This window comes from Trinickia sp. NRRL B-1857, assembly GCF_050470685.1.
Classification (GTDB): Bacteria; Pseudomonadota; Gammaproteobacteria; order Burkholderiales; family Burkholderiaceae; genus Trinickia.
Window position 1 is genome coordinate 1 of the sequence record NZ_JBFLUK010000004.1, and the last position, 14,434, is coordinate 14,434.

Annotated in this window: 12 protein-coding genes and 1 pseudogene; 6 read left to right on the plus strand and 7 right to left on the minus strand. The window is 63.3% G+C overall.

Annotated features, from left to right (window positions below):
• Positions 1-616 (minus strand): glutathione S-transferase family protein (locus AB1286_RS20440; protein ID WP_430365149.1); only part of this gene is annotated, 616 nt, incomplete at its 3' end.
• Between the two features lie 104 nt (positions 617-720).
• Here AB1286_RS20440 and AB1286_RS20445 point away from each other — a divergent pair.
• Positions 721-1,641 (plus strand): LysR substrate-binding domain-containing protein, encoded by a 921-nt coding sequence (locus tag AB1286_RS20445; protein WP_430362246.1) that lies wholly within the window; start codon positions 721-723, stop codon positions 1,639-1,641.
• 27 nt (positions 1,642-1,668) lie between these two features.
• On the opposite strand, the gene AB1286_RS20450 is transcribed toward AB1286_RS20445, so the two are convergent.
• The gene (locus AB1286_RS20450; protein ID WP_430362245.1) at positions 1,669-2,841 is read right to left on the minus strand and encodes an NAD(P)/FAD-dependent oxidoreductase; all 1,173 of its coding nucleotides are present in this window, start codon (positions 2,839-2,841) and stop codon (positions 1,669-1,671) included.
• A 79-nt stretch (positions 2,842-2,920) separates the two neighbouring features.
• Positions 2,921-4,069 (minus strand): branched-chain amino acid ABC transporter substrate-binding protein, encoded by a 1,149-nt coding sequence (locus tag AB1286_RS20455; RefSeq protein WP_430362244.1) that lies wholly within the window; start codon positions 4,067-4,069, stop codon positions 2,921-2,923.
• A 494-nt stretch (positions 4,070-4,563) separates the two neighbouring features.
• Here AB1286_RS20455 and AB1286_RS20460 point away from each other — a divergent pair, with 494 nt between their 5' ends.
• Complete coding sequence (locus tag AB1286_RS20460) at positions 4,564-6,366, plus strand: methyl-accepting chemotaxis protein (RefSeq protein ID WP_430362243.1); 1,803 nt, start codon at positions 4,564-4,566, stop codon at positions 6,364-6,366.
• A 33-nt stretch (positions 6,367-6,399) separates the two neighbouring features.
• Here the strand turns inward: AB1286_RS20460 and pdxY are convergent, their stop codons facing one another.
• The gene (pdxY, locus tag AB1286_RS20465) at positions 6,400-7,251 is read right to left on the minus strand and encodes a pyridoxal kinase PdxY (protein ID WP_430362242.1); all 852 of its coding nucleotides are present in this window, start codon (positions 7,249-7,251) and stop codon (positions 6,400-6,402) included.
• A gap of 694 nt (positions 7,252-7,945) precedes the next feature.
• On the opposite strand from pdxY, the pseudogene hpnI reads away from it, so the two are divergent.
• The 4 genes and pseudogenes from hpnI to AB1286_RS20485 all read left to right on the plus strand — a co-directional run bounded on the left by hpnI (position 7,946) and on the right by AB1286_RS20485 (position 12,568).
• A pseudogene (gene hpnI / locus AB1286_RS20470) lies at positions 7,946-9,143 on the plus strand (bacteriohopanetetrol glucosamine biosynthesis glycosyltransferase HpnI).
• Positions 9,144-9,238: 95 nt separating this feature from the next.
• A complete protein-coding gene (hpnJ, locus tag AB1286_RS20475; protein WP_430362240.1) occupies positions 9,239-10,660 on the plus strand; it encodes a hopanoid biosynthesis associated radical SAM protein HpnJ in 1,422 nt (473 codons plus the stop codon).
• Positions 10,661-10,664: 4 nt separating this feature from the next.
• Positions 10,665-11,564 (plus strand): hopanoid biosynthesis-associated protein HpnK, encoded by a 900-nt coding sequence (hpnK, locus tag AB1286_RS20480; protein WP_430362239.1) that lies wholly within the window; start codon positions 10,665-10,667, stop codon positions 11,562-11,564.
• Positions 11,561-12,568 (plus strand): lysylphosphatidylglycerol synthase domain-containing protein, encoded by a 1,008-nt coding sequence (locus AB1286_RS20485; RefSeq protein ID WP_430362238.1) that lies wholly within the window; start codon positions 11,561-11,563, stop codon positions 12,566-12,568. Before hpnK ends, AB1286_RS20485 begins: the two co-directional genes overlap by 4 nt.
• Positions 12,569-12,634: 66 nt before the next feature.
• Here AB1286_RS20485 and AB1286_RS20490 read toward each other — a convergent pair whose 3' ends face one another.
• The 3 genes from AB1286_RS20490 to AB1286_RS20500 form a co-directional block, all read right to left on the minus strand.
• Positions 12,635-13,276: a hypothetical protein gene (locus AB1286_RS20490; protein ID WP_430362237.1), complete on the minus strand. Its 642-nt coding sequence runs from the start codon at positions 13,274-13,276 to the stop codon at positions 12,635-12,637.
• A 58-nt stretch (positions 13,277-13,334) separates the two neighbouring features.
• Positions 13,335-13,949, minus strand: a complete 615-nt coding sequence (locus AB1286_RS20495) for a hypothetical protein (RefSeq protein WP_430362236.1) — start codon at positions 13,947-13,949, stop codon at positions 13,335-13,337.
• A gap of 283 nt (positions 13,950-14,232) precedes the next feature.
• Positions 14,233-14,434: hypothetical protein (locus AB1286_RS20500; RefSeq protein WP_430365150.1), on the minus strand; the 202-nt coding region annotated here is incomplete at its 5' end.

Below are 14,434 nucleotides of genomic sequence, written 5' to 3' on the forward strand. Positions count from 1 at the left end.
GCCGTACCGCCGCGCGCTCGACCATGTGTTCGGCATGGGCGGTCCATGCAGGGTACTGCTCGCGCATCGGCATGCCGATGCGATTGCCCCAGCGATACAACACGAGCAGAAAGGGATCGACGATGCAATAGCCGCTCGGCATCGCCCACATGCGTCCGTCTCCGAGCGTCTCTTCGATCTTGACGTAGGCCTCTTGGACGATGCGGCGGCCGTTTGCGCGCAGCGTCTCATGCGGAGCGGAATCGGCGGCGCTGAACCGTTCCGGTCGCCAGAGCTCGGCGTAGCCCACGCCATGCACCCATCCTGCGAGCCACGACAGCCACTCGAGCGCGCGCGCTTCGTCGACGGCGTTCGTGTTCGGCAGCAGACCGGCTTTGGGGTGTCGCTTGGCCAGGTAGACGAGAATGGCCGGCAATTCCGTAAGAACGCGCGATTCGCCGGCGATGTCGAGCGCGGGGACGAAGCCTTTAGGGTTGATCGCAAGATAGCGAGCCTGCCGATTTTCCGAGCGGGCGACGGAAACCTCTTCCAACGCATAAGGCGCGCCGATCTCTTCGAGCACGACGTGTACGGCAAGCGAGCAGGCGCCGGGGGAGTAATAGAGTCGATAGTCCATGTCGGAAGTATCTGGTTTAGGTACGTGGCGCAGTCTAGCGAGCGGCGCCTGTCGTGGACAAACGATTAATTGTGGGCATCAAGCATTAGTGGTACTAATGCCTCATGCACAAACGTCCCCATCTCCCACCGCTTCAAACGTTGCGCGCATTCGAGGCCGCGGTAAGGCTCGCGAGCTTCACGCGCGCGGCCGACGAACTCGCGTTGACCCAAGGCGCGGTTAGCCAACATGTTCGCGCGCTCGAAGCGAGACTCGGTACGCCGCTCTTCGCGCGCGAGCGTTCGGGTGCGGTACCTACGCCGCGTGCGCATGAACTCGCGTTGCAAATCCGGCAAGGCTTGAACGTGCTCGAGCGCGCGTTCGATCCCCTGACCCATGGGGCGAGCCGCGCGCGCGGCCGCATGCGCGAATCGGTTCGGTTGACCGTAAGCGTGCTGCCGCCGTTCGCCGATCGTTGGCTGACGCCGCGGCTCGATCGATTCAAGCGCAAGTACCCGCATATCGAACTGGTGCTACGCAAGGAGGCGGCGCTCGCGCGACTCGACCGCCGCGACGGCGTGGACGTCGCATTGCGTTACGGTCCTGGTGCGTGGCCGGGCGTGCAGGCCGAGCGTTTTATGGAAGAAGAGATCTTCCCGGTGATGAGTCCGGTTTACCGTAACGGCGCGGCGCCTCGGCGCTTCGCGGATCTCGCGCATTGCACGCTGCTCAAGCATCGGGCGCAGCCGTGGGAGCCTTGGTTTCAAGCGGTGGGGCTCGATTTGACCGAACCGCGCGGCGCGCCGCGGTTCGACGACGCGCGCGGGCTGCTCGATGCGGCGGAGCAGGGGCAGGGGATTGCGCTCGCGCGGGCTTCGCTCGTTGCGCAAGCGCTACGCGAAGGGCGTCTCGTCCGCTTATGGAAGCGGCGCGTGACCGATATCTACGCGCACTTCGTGGTCTGGCGGGCGGACAGCCCTAAACGCGAGGCGATCGAAGCGCTGCGAGCGTGGCTGCATAGCGAAGCGGGGCGCCGCGCCGGCTGATCGTTCGATCACGGCGCGGCGGGGCGACTACACGACGTTGCGTTCGACGACGGGGCGGTTGTTCAAAACCCGGTCGAAGCCGAGAGGAGACAGATCGAGCGAGACGAACCGTCCTTGCAAGATGAGCTCGGCCACGCCGCGGCCGGTCGCGGGGCCTTGTTGCAAGCCGTGACCGCTGAAGCCGTTCGCGAAAACGCAATTGTCGATGTCGGGGTGGTACCCGATGATCGCGTTGTGATCGAACACGTTGTATTCATAGTAGCCCGACCAAGCATGCTCGACGCGCAGCGCTTCGAACTGCGGCACACGGTGCGCGAGCGTCGGCCAGATCACGTCGTCGAACAGCGCGTGATCGACCTCGTCGAGCGGCAGATCGTCCGGGTCGTGATCGGCGCTCGGCGACGTTCCGCAAATATAGGTGCCGCCTTCCGGGCGGAAATAAACGCCCGTCGGGTCGATCAGCAGGGGACAACGCTCGAGCTTGGCCGGCGAGCTGACGTTGAAGATGCTGCGCCGGCGCGCGTAGACGGGCAAAGCGATGCCGAGCATATCGGCGACACGGCGCGCCCAAGGCCCCGCCGCGTTGACGAGCACATCGCATTCGAGCGTATCGCCGTTTGCCGTAACGACTTCGCTCACGCGCCGGCCTTCGCGCCGGAGACCCGTCACTTCGGTGGCAAGGTAGCGCGCGCCGAGCGATTGCGCTTTCTTGCGCAACGCCTGCACGAGTCCGTAGCCGTCGAACCAGCCTTCGCCCGACACGCCGTAGGTACCGGCGACGAGATCTTCGGTGTTCAGCCACGGGAACGTGTCTTGCAGGGCCGCGCGCGGCAAGTAGCGGATATCGGCGCCGAGCGACGTTTGCAGCGCGTGGTTCTCGCGCAAGATCGTCTCGCCGGCGGGCGTGGCGAGAAATAGATAGCCGCCTTCGTGCAGATCGATCGACGGACTGTGCCCATCGACGGCCAGCCGCTCGCCGATCGAGCGGAGAAATTCGATCCCGTAGAGCGACATCTGCACGGATAAGGGCGTCGAAAACTGTTGGCGGATCGAGGCGGCCGAGAGTGCCGAGGAGGCGCGCGCGTAGGTTGGGTCGCGCTCGAGCACCGTCACCGCGACGCTCGGGTCGGCGTTGCGCAGAAAGTAGGCCACCGCGCTGCCGATGACGCCGCCTCCCACCACTACGATCTTCGAAACCATTAGGACTCCAAAACGAATTGCGAAAAAGACGCGGCGCCCGCGGGCGCCGCGCCGAACGAGCGTAACGGGGTATCGAGGGTTAGGAGCCGCCCTTCGTCACGATCGTCACGAATTGGCCGCCTTTCACTTGGTACATGGTCGAGGAGCCGTTCTTCAGCGAGCCGTCGGGGTTGAACGCGATGTGCCCCGTGATGCCGTCGAACCCAATGCTTTGCAGCTTCGGACGGTAGGCATCGGGCTTGGTCGAGCCGGCCGCTTGCATGGCCTTGATGGCGGCCCAGGCCGCGTCATAGCCGAACGGCGCATACGAGAGCACGTCGACGCCGAACTTTTGCTTGAAGCGATCCGCAAACTTCGCGCCGACCGGCGTGCTGTCGAGCGGACGTCCGTATTCCCAGGCCATCGCGCCCTCGGCGCTGTCGCCCGCGAGCTTGATGAAGTCGACGTCCTTCACGCCGCCGCCGCCCACGAACTGCGCCTTGATGCCGAGCTGCGTCATTTGCTTCATGATGCCGGCGGCTTGCGGATTGAGCGCCCCGACGAAGATGAGATCGGGATTCTTGGCCTTGATGTTCGTGAGCTGCGTCTTGAAGTCCGTTGCCTGGTTCGTCGTGTATTCGCGATCGACGATATTGCCGCCGTGCGCCTTCGCGGCTTTCACGAACTCGTCCGCTTCGCCTTGACCGAACGCGGTGCGATCGTCGATGACGGCAATGCGTTTGGCCTTGGTCGTCTCGACCGCATACACGCCGGCGGTGCCCGCGTTTTGCGCATCGCTCGAAATCACCATGAACACGTTCTTATAGCCGCGTCCGCTAATCATCGGATTGGTGGCGGCCGGATCGATGTCGGGAATGCCGGCTTTTTCGTAGAGTTCCGATGCGGGAATCGTCGTGCCGGAATTGAAGTGGCCGACGACGACCGATACGCCCTCGTCGACAAGCTTTTGCGCGACCTGGACGCCTACGCGGGGGTCGGCTTGATCGTCTTCCGATACGAGTTCGAACGAGACGGGTTGACCGGCGATTTTAACGCCTTGGGCTTTGGCATCGTCCAGGGCCATTTTGACGCCGTTTTCGAGATCTTTGCCATAACTCGCATTAGGCCCCGTGAGCGGAGCGGCAAAGCCGATTTTGACGACGGTATCCGCGCGAGAGGCGAGCGGGGCGAGCGCGAGAAGTGCACCAACTGCAACTGCGATAGGGCTGAGGGTCTTCGCAAAACGCATGTTGTTTCCTTTGTCGGCAAGCTGAAGTGACTGCTTTGGCGTGCATGCCGGTTCGCTCGCTTGCCTGTCGCGCAGCGCTAGGCTTGATCGAGGCGGCGGCCGGTGCACGGCTCTTGTTCGTCTTGGTACGGCGTGTGGCGGGCACCTCCTGCAAGCGCATGTGTTGATCGAACCGCTCGACGTAAGAAGCGCCGCTGCGATCATTCGAGAGGACTATATGGAGCCAATAACGCTCCGTCTTGACCTTTCGCGACGATTCCTGTGCGCATTTCGGCACAGCCAATGAACCCGATCAATCGGGACTATTACGCCCGGTCGCTTATGCGGATTCATCCTATTTGTCGCATTTTTGCGCCGCAGCGAGCGATAAGAATTAAATAGCACTCCGAACAATCCCTAAGGTGCTCGGCGTCAAGTTTGCGCCGCGGCATGCCGTTTACCTGTACGGAGGATCACGAGTCCTCGCAGCTAATTCGTCTGAAGGAATCGTTTGAATGTTTGCTTCAATTCGCGCGCGTGTGCTCGCAGCCTGTCTCGCCATCGTCGTCGGCTCGTTGGTCGTCAATGCGGCACTGAACTTCTTTGTAGTCGATTCCCACGAAAACGACTCGATCAATAACAACTTAGTCGCACTGGCGAACGGCCATAACGCCGGCATCGGCGAATGGGTCGCGACTAAGACGGCCGCCATCCAGGCACTCCAAGACATCACGCTCGGCGCAGCCGATCCTGCCCCGGAATTCAAGCAGGCCATGGCCGCGGGCGGTTTTTCGAACGTCTATGCGGGCTATGCCGACAAGAGCGCCAAGTTCGGCGATGCAACGGGCATTCCGCCCGGCTACGATCCGACGGCTCGCCCTTGGTATAAGCAGGCGGCCGCGGCGGGCAAGCCCGTGGTCACGCCGCCTTATGTCGATGCGGGCACGGGCAAGCTCGTCGTCGCGTTCGCCGTGCCGATCATTCGCGACGGTTCGCTCAAGGCCGTCGTCTCGGGCGACGTCGCGATGGATAGCGTGATCGCCAACGTCAAAGCGATTCACCCGACGCCGAATAGTTTCGGCGTGCTCGTCGACGGCGCGGGGGACATCGTCGCGCACCCCGACGCGAAGCTCACGCTCAAACCGATCTCGACGCTCATGCCGAGCATGAGCACCGCGAGCATTGCATCGCTCGCCGGCGCCGCCGAACCGCTCGAGACGACGGCGGACGGCCGCTCGATGCTGCTGCGCGGCGTGAACGTGCCCGGTACCGATTGGACCGTTATCGTCGCACTCGACAAGACCGACGCGACCGCCGGCATCCGCTCGTTCCTGACGACCTCGGCGATCGCGCTGGTCATCATCGTCGTGCTCGCCGCGCTGATCGTATCGGCGGTCACCGCGAAGGCGTTCAAGCGTTTGTCGCAAGTGCGCGACGCGATGGATGCGATCGGCTCGGGCACCGGCGATCTGACGCAACGTTTGCCGTCCGACGGCCGCGACGAAGTGGCCCAGATCGCGCGTTCGTTCAACTCGTTCGTGGACAAGTTGCGCGACGTCATGCGTCAAATTCGCGATACCAGCGAATCGGTCCGCACGGCGGCCGACGAGATCGCAGCGGGCAACCTGGACCTCTCCGGCCGCACCGAATCGGCGGCGGCGAGCTTGCAGGAAACGGCGGCCTCGATGGAGGAGATCACCTCCACGGTCACGCAGTCGGCCAGCTCGGCGCGGCAAGCGAACGACATGGCCGCATCGGCTTCGACGGTCGCGTCGCGCGGCGGCCAGGTCGTCTCCGAAGTCGTGACGACGATGGGCACGATCGAATCGGCCTCGGGCAAGATCGGCGACATCATCGGCGTGATCGACGGGATCGCGTTCCAGACCAACATCCTCGCGTTGAACGCGGCGGTGGAGGCGGCTCGCGCGGGCGAGCAGGGACGCGGTTTCGCCGTGGTGGCGGGCGAGGTGCGCAGCTTGGCACAGCGCAGCGCGCAGGCGGCCAAGGAGATCAAGTCGCTGATCGAATCGACGATCGATAGCGTCTCGTCAGGCTCGAGCCAGGTCAAGCGCGCGGGCGACACGATGACGGAGATCGTCTCGAACGTGTCGAGCGTGACGACGATCATGTCCGAGATCACGAACGCGGCGGACGAGCAGACGCGCGGCATTCAAGAGGTCAACCGCGCCGTGTCGCAGCTCGACGAGATGGTTCAGCAAAACGCGGCGCTCGTCGAGCAATCGGCCGCCGCGGCGTCCGCATTGCAGACGCAGGCGGTCAACCTCGCCGGCGCGGTCGCGCAGTTCCGGCTCGACTGACGGGGGATGGTGTTCGGCGCGGGGCGTGTCGATTCAGCCCGCGTCGATCGACCATGCCCCCAGCCACTCGCGCGGTTTGGCGATGTCGTCTTGCGCGGCGATGAGTTCGAGCTCGTAGCGGCCCGCGGCGTACGTCGCTTTGAGCACCGCGTGCACGGCCGAAACGGCGTGTTCGAAGGCCGTGCGCAACGAGTCGCCGCTTAAGCGGCGCGCCACGAACGTGGCGCTCGTGAGCTCGCCCACGCCCACCGGCTGCCGCGCGAAGGGGTAGCGCGGATGCTGGGTCATCCAGGCTTCGCTCTTGGTCACGACGAGCAAATTGACGCGGTCGGCCGGGCTGTTGCGGTCGACGAGCTGCTTCACGAGAATCACTTGCGGGCCGCCGCGAATGATCTCGCGGCAAGCGCGCAGCGCCTCGTCGACGGTTTCGATCGTCCGTCCGACGAGCTTTTGCAGCGCGTCGTGGGTCGGGGAAAGCCCGTCGGCGATCGTCGGCATCGTTTCCAGCAAGTATTCGTCGACGCTTGCGCCGGCACCCGCCCCGATGACGGGCGTGCAGAAGTGCCACGCTTCGGGGTTACTCGCCTTCACCGTACGTACGATGTCGATGACGGCTTGCGCATGCGCCTTCGAGCCGAGGTACCCCGAGACGATCGCATCGCAGCGCCGCAGCATGCCGATCGCCCCGATCCCCTCGACGAGGTCGGCCATCTGCGGCGGGTCGATGGCGCTGCCGGCCCAATGACCGTACTGCATGTGATTCGAAAACTGCATCGTGTCGAGCGGCCAGACGTTGACGCCCAGCCGTTGCATCGGAAAGACGGCTGCGCTGTTGCCCGCATGGCCGAAGACGACGTGCGGTTGAATGCTCAAGACGTTTTTCATGATGAGTTCGCTCGCGTGAAGCGCGACGGCTCCAATCGGCTGTGCAACTGGTTCCGGCGATGCGGCGCGGCGCCGCGCGCTGCCCGATATTTGCAAGATACATGAGTTGTTGCGTCGCGTCATCGGGCGCTATTAGCACGTAGCGCGCCCGATTGCCCGTCAGGTGGGCCCAAGATTCCAAAATTGGCGACAAACCGGCAGCGGCAATGAAGGCGTCGGCGTTGCTTGCATCCGACGAAATGGGGCCGCGGGGAGCCGGCTCGTAAGCGTTTTCCCGCACGCACTGCTACAATTGCCTGTTTCCGAAGTTTACAAGCGAGCTGACGGCTTTCCTCGGGCCGCATCGACTGCGCCCAAGGCGTGTCGCTTCAGCGCGCTTCGTGTTCGTTTCGCCTCGCATCAGACAAGTTAAGCGCATTGCGCACGGTCCTCGAGCCGGCCCGCAGCCTTTCGCACACCGGTTCCCGGGGGGCGCCGAAGTCCGTTGTCTTCATGTACGGCACGCGAACATTCACGCGACACGAAAGCGGGTGGCGCGCAAGCCGCGGCAAGGCTTGGCGCCGCACGTCGAGAAGAACGAAGGAGTAGCGAACGTGCCAGCAAGCGTCTCATCGAACGGGTTGTCCCCGCGCCGCGCGCATGCGCCGCAGGGCGGCGCCGTAACGGCGCGCGCGGCCGGTCAAGGCGGCGCGCGATGACTTTTTCTCCCGCCACGCTCTGGGACTGGTTGCTCATCGCCTTGTGCTGCATCGCGACGGCTTATGTCGTCGTGGCTGCGCTGGCGCTGCCGTCTGCGCGCTCGCTCGTCAAGCGCGGAGCGAACGTGCGCACGGGCGGCTTCGCCCCGCGGCGGAGCACGGAAGCCGTGAGCGTGCTCAAGCCGCTCTGCGGCGCCGAGCCGCGTCTTTACGAAAACCTTTCGACGTTCTGCGAGCAGGCGCACCCTTGCTATCAGTTGCTATTCGGCGTGTCCTCGTCGGCCGATCCGGCGATCGCCGTCGTGCGCCGTTTGCAAGCGGCGTATCCCGAGCGAGACATCGCACTCGTCGTCGATTCGCGCGTGCACGGACACAATTTGAAGGTCAGCAATCTGATCAATCTGGCGGCGCGGGCCAAGCATCCGCTGATCGTTTTGGCCGATAGCGATATCGCCGTGACGCGCGATTACCTGCACGCCGTGACCGCGCCGCTGGCCGACCCGGAAGTGGGCATCGTCACGTGCCTGTATCACGCGAAAAGCGTCGGTGGATTCTGGACGCGCATCGGCGCCCAATTCATCAACGAGTGGTTCGCGCCTTCGGTGCGCATCGCGCACAGCCGGCGGTTCGCGCAGTTTCGGTTTCGGCGCGACTCTCGCGCTGCGTTCGAGCGTGCTCGCCGAGATCGGCGGCTTCGACGCGCTCAAGGACTGTCTGGCCGACGACTATTGGCTCGCCGAATACACGCGTGAACGCGGTATGACGACGGTCCTGTCGGAAGTCATCGTCGATACCGACGTCATCGAGCCCGATTTCAGCGCGCTGTGGTTGCGCGAAACGCGCTGGCTGCGCACGATTCGCTCGATCAATCCGCTCGGTTTCGCGTTCTTGTTCATTACGTTCACGTCCCCCTGGATCCTGGCGGGGGCGCTGCTCGCCCTGCACGGCCACGCGGGCGTGAGCGGGGTGGTACTGATGGCGTCGACGGTGCTCGGCCTCGTCGCGCGTGTCGGCTTGCATGCCCGCGCCTCGCGCGCGCGCGGCGAGTTCTGGCGCGACTTGCCGCTCGTGCCGCTGCGCGACGCGTTGCTCGCCGCGCAATGGTTCGTGGCGGCGTTCGGTTCGCATGTCGTCTGGCGCGGCGCGCGCATGCCGGTCGTCGCCCGCGTGGCGGAAGGATCCGACGGGCCTTGAGCGGGACCGTATTCGTATTTCGTCGACGGCGCCTCTGGCGCGGCCCGTCGTCCTCACAACATTTGCTTCACCTATAGGTTGCCGGAGCTTCATCCATGAAAACGCTGTTCTTGCAGGCCCCGTCGTATGACGGCTTCGATGGCGGTGCCGGTTCGCGCTACCAAGCCAAGCGCGAAATCCGCTCGTTCTGGTATCCGACCTGGCTCGCGCAGCCCGCGGCTCTCGTGCCGGGCAGCCGCGTGCTCGACGCGCCGGCAGACGGCCTGTCCGTCGAAGAAACGTTGAAGATTTGCGACGACTACGATCTCATCATCATCCACACGAGCACGCCCTCGTTCCCGACCGATGCGCTCTTCGCCGAAGACGTCAAGAAGCGCAAGCCGTCGGTGCTCGTCGGTATGGTGGGCGCGAAGGTGATGGTCGATCCGCACAACTCGCTCACGGCAACCGAGGCGATCGATTTCGTCTGCCGCGAGGAGTTCGACTTCACCTGCAAGGAACTGGCCGAAGGCAAGCCGTTCGCCGAGATCAAGGGCCTGTCGTGGCGTGGCAAGGACGGCTCGATCGAGCATAACGAAGCGCGTCCGATCCTCGAAAACATGGACGAGCTGCCGTTCGTCGCGCCGATCTACAAGCGCGATCTGAAGATCGACAACTACTTCATCGGCTACCTGAACTACCCGTACGTCTCGATCTATACGGGTCGCGGCTGCAAGTCGCGCTGCACGTTCTGCCTGTGGCCGCAGACGGTCAGCGGCCACCGCTATCGCACGCGCTCGGTCGAGAACGTGATCGAGGAAGCGAAGTGGATTCGCGACAACATGCCCGAAGTCAAGGAACTGATGTTCGACGACGATACGTTCACCGACGACCTGCCGCGCGCGGAAGCGATCGCGATCGGCCTCGGCAAGCTCGGCATGACGTGGTCGTGCAACGCGAAGGCGAACGTGCCGTACAAGACGCTCAAGGTCCTGAAGGAAAACGGCCTGCGCCTGTTGCTCGTCGGCTTCGAATCGGGCGACGACCAGATTCTCGTGAACATCAAGAAGGGCGTGCGCACGGACTTCGCGCGCCGCTTCAGCGCGGACTGCAAGAAGCTCGGCATCAAGATCCACGGCACGTTCATTCTGGGCTTGCCGGGCGAAACGCAGGAAACCATCAAGAAGACGATCGAGTACGCGAAGGAAATCAATCCGCACACGATTCAGGTTTCGCTGGCCGCGCCGTATCCGGGTACGACGCTTTACAAGCAAGCCGTCGACAACGGATGGATGGAAGAGAACAAGACGATCAACCTCGTGAGCAAGGAAGGTGTGCAGCTTGCTGCGATCGGTTATCCGCACTTGTCGCGCGACGAGATCTATCACCATCTCGAGCAGTTCTATCGCCAGTTCTACTTCCGTCCCTCGAAGATTTGGGAGATCTTGCGCGAGATGCTGACGAGCTGGGACATGATGAAGCGCCGTTTGCGCGAAGGCGTGGAATTCTTCCGCTTCCTGCGCGCGCACGAGGCGTAAGAAGGTGACACGCTCGGGCCGACGCGCTCTCATCGTTACCGCGGATGATTTTGGGCTGCATCCGCGAGTGAACGCGGGCATCGAGCGTGCGCACCGAGAGGGTGTGCTTAAGGCCGCGAGCTTGATGGTCAGCGCGCCTGCCGCGCAAGACGCCGTCGAGCGCGCGCGCGCGTTGCCGAGTTTGCGCGTCGGCCTGCATCTTGTGCTGGCTGACGGGCTGGCGGCTTCGCCACCGGCGCAGATTCCTGCGCTCGTCGGGCCCGATGGCCGGTTCGGCGATGACATGGTGCGCGACGGCTTCCGTTTCTTCTTCCTGCCGTCCGTACGCCGCGATCTCGCCCGCGAGATCCGCGCGCAATTCGAGGCGTTCGCCGCGACGGGCCTGCCGCTTGATCACGTCAACGCCCACAAACACTTCCATTTGCATCCGACCGTCCTCTCGCTCGTGCTGTCGATCGGGCGAGCGTTCGGCCTGCGCGCCGTGCGCCTGCCGTTCGAAGCGAACGCGCCTGTCTGGCTCAAGCCTTGGATTGGCCTCATGCGCGCGCGTCTTGCGCGCGCCGGGATCGCTTACAACGACTATGTGGTCGGTATCGAGCATACCGGCGGGATGGACGAGGCCGCGATGCTCGATGCGCTTGCGCGGATGCCGGCCGACGGAGTGGGCGAAATTTACAGCCATCCGGCGGAAGCGGGCGAAGGCCCCATCACGGCTTCGATGCAAACGTATCGTCACGTCGACGAACTCAATGCGCTGCTTTCGCCGCGCGTGGCCGAGGCAATCGCCAAGGCTGGGCTCGTTTGCGGCGGGTTTGCCGATGTCTTCAAAGGCAAAGGCGACGGACAAGGCATGGCCGATGCGCGCAATCGTGGCGATGCCGCGCGAGAAGGGGCGTCGCGATGACGAAATGGCTGAAATGGGCCGGTTGGCCTATCGGGATCGCGCTCTTGCTTGCGCTCGTAGTGCGCGACGGCGCCGCCGACGTCATGCACGTCATCGCGCAGGCCGGTTTCGCGCTGCTTTGGCTGGTGCCGTTTCACGCCGTGCCGTTGCTGCTCGATGCGTACGGCTGGCGCATTCTGCTGCGCGGTCGTGCATCGCTTGCGTTTCTCTGGTGGGTGGCCACCGTCCGCGAGGCCGTGAGCCGGCTGCTGCCCGTCCTGGCGGTGGGCGGTGAAATCGTGGGTATTCGGTTGGCTCGCTGGCGCGTGCGCGATGCGAGCGTCGTCAGCGCTTCGGTAATCGTCGAGGTACTGGTGACGATCGCCGTGCAATATGCGTTCTCCGCGCTAGGCGTCATTCTGATTCTGGCCGCGACGGGCGGCGATCATGCGAGGACGATCGCGCTTGCGCTCGTGCTTTCGCTGCCGTTGCCGATCGTGACGGCTTTGCTGCTGCGCCGCGGCGGCGTTTTCCATGCGATCGAACGATTCGCGGCGAACGCGCTCGGGAGCGAACACCGGCTGTTGCAAGGCATCGACGGCGCGAAGCTCGATGCCGAAATCGACGCGCTGATGACGCGTGCCGGCACACTCGTTAAGGCGTTCATCTGGCAATTTCTCGGCTATCTCATCGGAGCGCTCGAAACCTATTGGGCCTTGGCGCTACTCGGTCACCCCGTATCGGCGGGTGGTGCGATCGCGATCGAAGCCCTGACTCAAGCCGTACGGCACGCCGCGTTTATGGTGCCGGCCGGCCTAGGCGTCCAGGAAGTCGCCGTCGTCCTGCTTGCGCAGATGTTCGGCATCGACCGCGAGGTGGGTCTTTCGCTTGCGCTCGTGAAGCGGATGCGTGAAGTGATCTTCGGCTGCGCCGCGCTGCTGTCTTGGCAATGGGCCGAGATTGTCGTCGCGCGGCGTAGCGTTCGCCGAACGCACTCGGCGCGGGACGTCAATCTCGTCCGCTGATGGGATAAGGATAAGGCCGCGCAACGCGCGGCTTGGCGGTTGCACGGTTCGGGCGGGTTTTCCGATCTATGGAAAGGAAATCGTGATCGTCGTAAGGCCGAATTGGGCTACCGCCTGATTAAAGCAGTTGCGTGGCTTGCCGTTAGGATCCGCGGACATGGTGCACGTCGCTGCCTCCGGAGTGCCCGGCAGATAGGAAGCCGGGCTACCGATCATGAGGCTTCCGATGCCATACCAAACGTGGTCGGTGAGCTGAAAAGCGTACTGGCCGGGCTGGCTTCCGCCCCAAGCGACGCTCGCGTTCCACACGAGACTTTTCGAGAAGCCGCCGCACTGGGTGGTGCGGTCGTCGAGGTTGCTCTCCGTGACTTTGACCACCTGCTTGCTATGCGGTTGGACGACAACCTTCTCGGGGTCGACCGACCGAATGCAGGTTTTCGCCCCGGTCGAGATGGTCAGGGTGTAGGCCCCCTGGTTGTCGAAGGTGACGGTGTCCACGAAGTCTGCGCTCTTGCCATGCCCAGGCGCGGTCGACTGCCGTGTTTGAGCGGAGGGCGTTGCCAGAGCGCGGTCGGCGGCTGTCGCTGCGTGCGCCGCGCCAACGGGTATCGCGGTCAGTAGTAGAGAAACGGCGACGCCGAGCACCGCGCCAACAGTGCGGTTCTCTCGGGTGAGCGGTGAAAATCCATCATTCCGGTGCGCAATCATCGTGTGGCCTTTTGTCGATCGGGCCACGGTGGCCCTAGTGTGGGTTACGTCGATGCGTTTAATCGTCCTTGGCCATCGTGATGGTGATGGGCGAGTCGCCCGGCTGATCGGCCCATGTATTGAGGCAATTGTGTCCGCCGCAAGTCGCTGCGCCGACCGTTCCGGGCGATCCGGTCGTCGCGCTAATCATCGTTTGCCATTTCGAAAAAAAGAAACCGTTGTTTTGATGGCGGAAGTCGACGGTGTACACCTTTCCGCCAGTGGGGCCGTAGGTATTGACTTGCCACACGACAAACTTGGCTCCGCCGAAACAGGGCGTGGCTGCGGCGTTTTTATCGACGATCGTGAAGATTTTTGTTCCGTGCGGCTCGACGGTGAACGTCGGGGGGCCCGGGTCCGTCATGCATTCGAATACTTCCCGGTCGAATAGCAATTTGTACGATCCGTTGCTGTTATCGATGGTGACCGTATACTCCGCTGCTTTTTGTTTCGGCTCTTTCTTCGATACGGTCGAATCGGATCGAGACGCCACGTCAGCATTGGGAGAGGGTGAATCCTCGGCTCTTAGCGGTGTCGGGGCGATTGCGAGCGCGGTCATCGCGAATATTGTCGCTTGCAACACCCGATCCCTGAGTGTGCGTTTCAATGCTTGCTTTTTTTCTTGCTCGATCATTTGGGCTCTCCATTGTGACGCTACTCGGCGGTGCGTTGCCTAACGATATGTCGCGCATGGAGAGTTATACATTTGGCGCTAATCGATGATGGCAAGTACCGCGTCGCTGTATCGAGCGATATTCACGATGTGAGAATGCGCAGGGTATTGGCGGCTTTCGAGTCGGTAGGACCGTCGCCGAATCGACTCCAGAACAGTGCGCGATCCGATTGCGTCGGGCGAAACGGCGCATATCGACAGTTGCGGCGTTTTCAATCCGTTATGACGCCGCGTTCAGAGGAAGTCATTCGCTAGCGGGCGAGATTGCGACCTTGTCATCTTGCGGATTGGGCGTGCCATTCGGATAAAAATAAATGGCCGCGATCTTGTCGTCGTAATCGAGCGCCCACTCGTTCAGGCATTCAAGGCGACCGCAGGTGGCTTTATACGGCGTGCCCGGTTTGTCGAAATCGGAGCTCAGAATACGTACGTGCCGCTCCGCAATT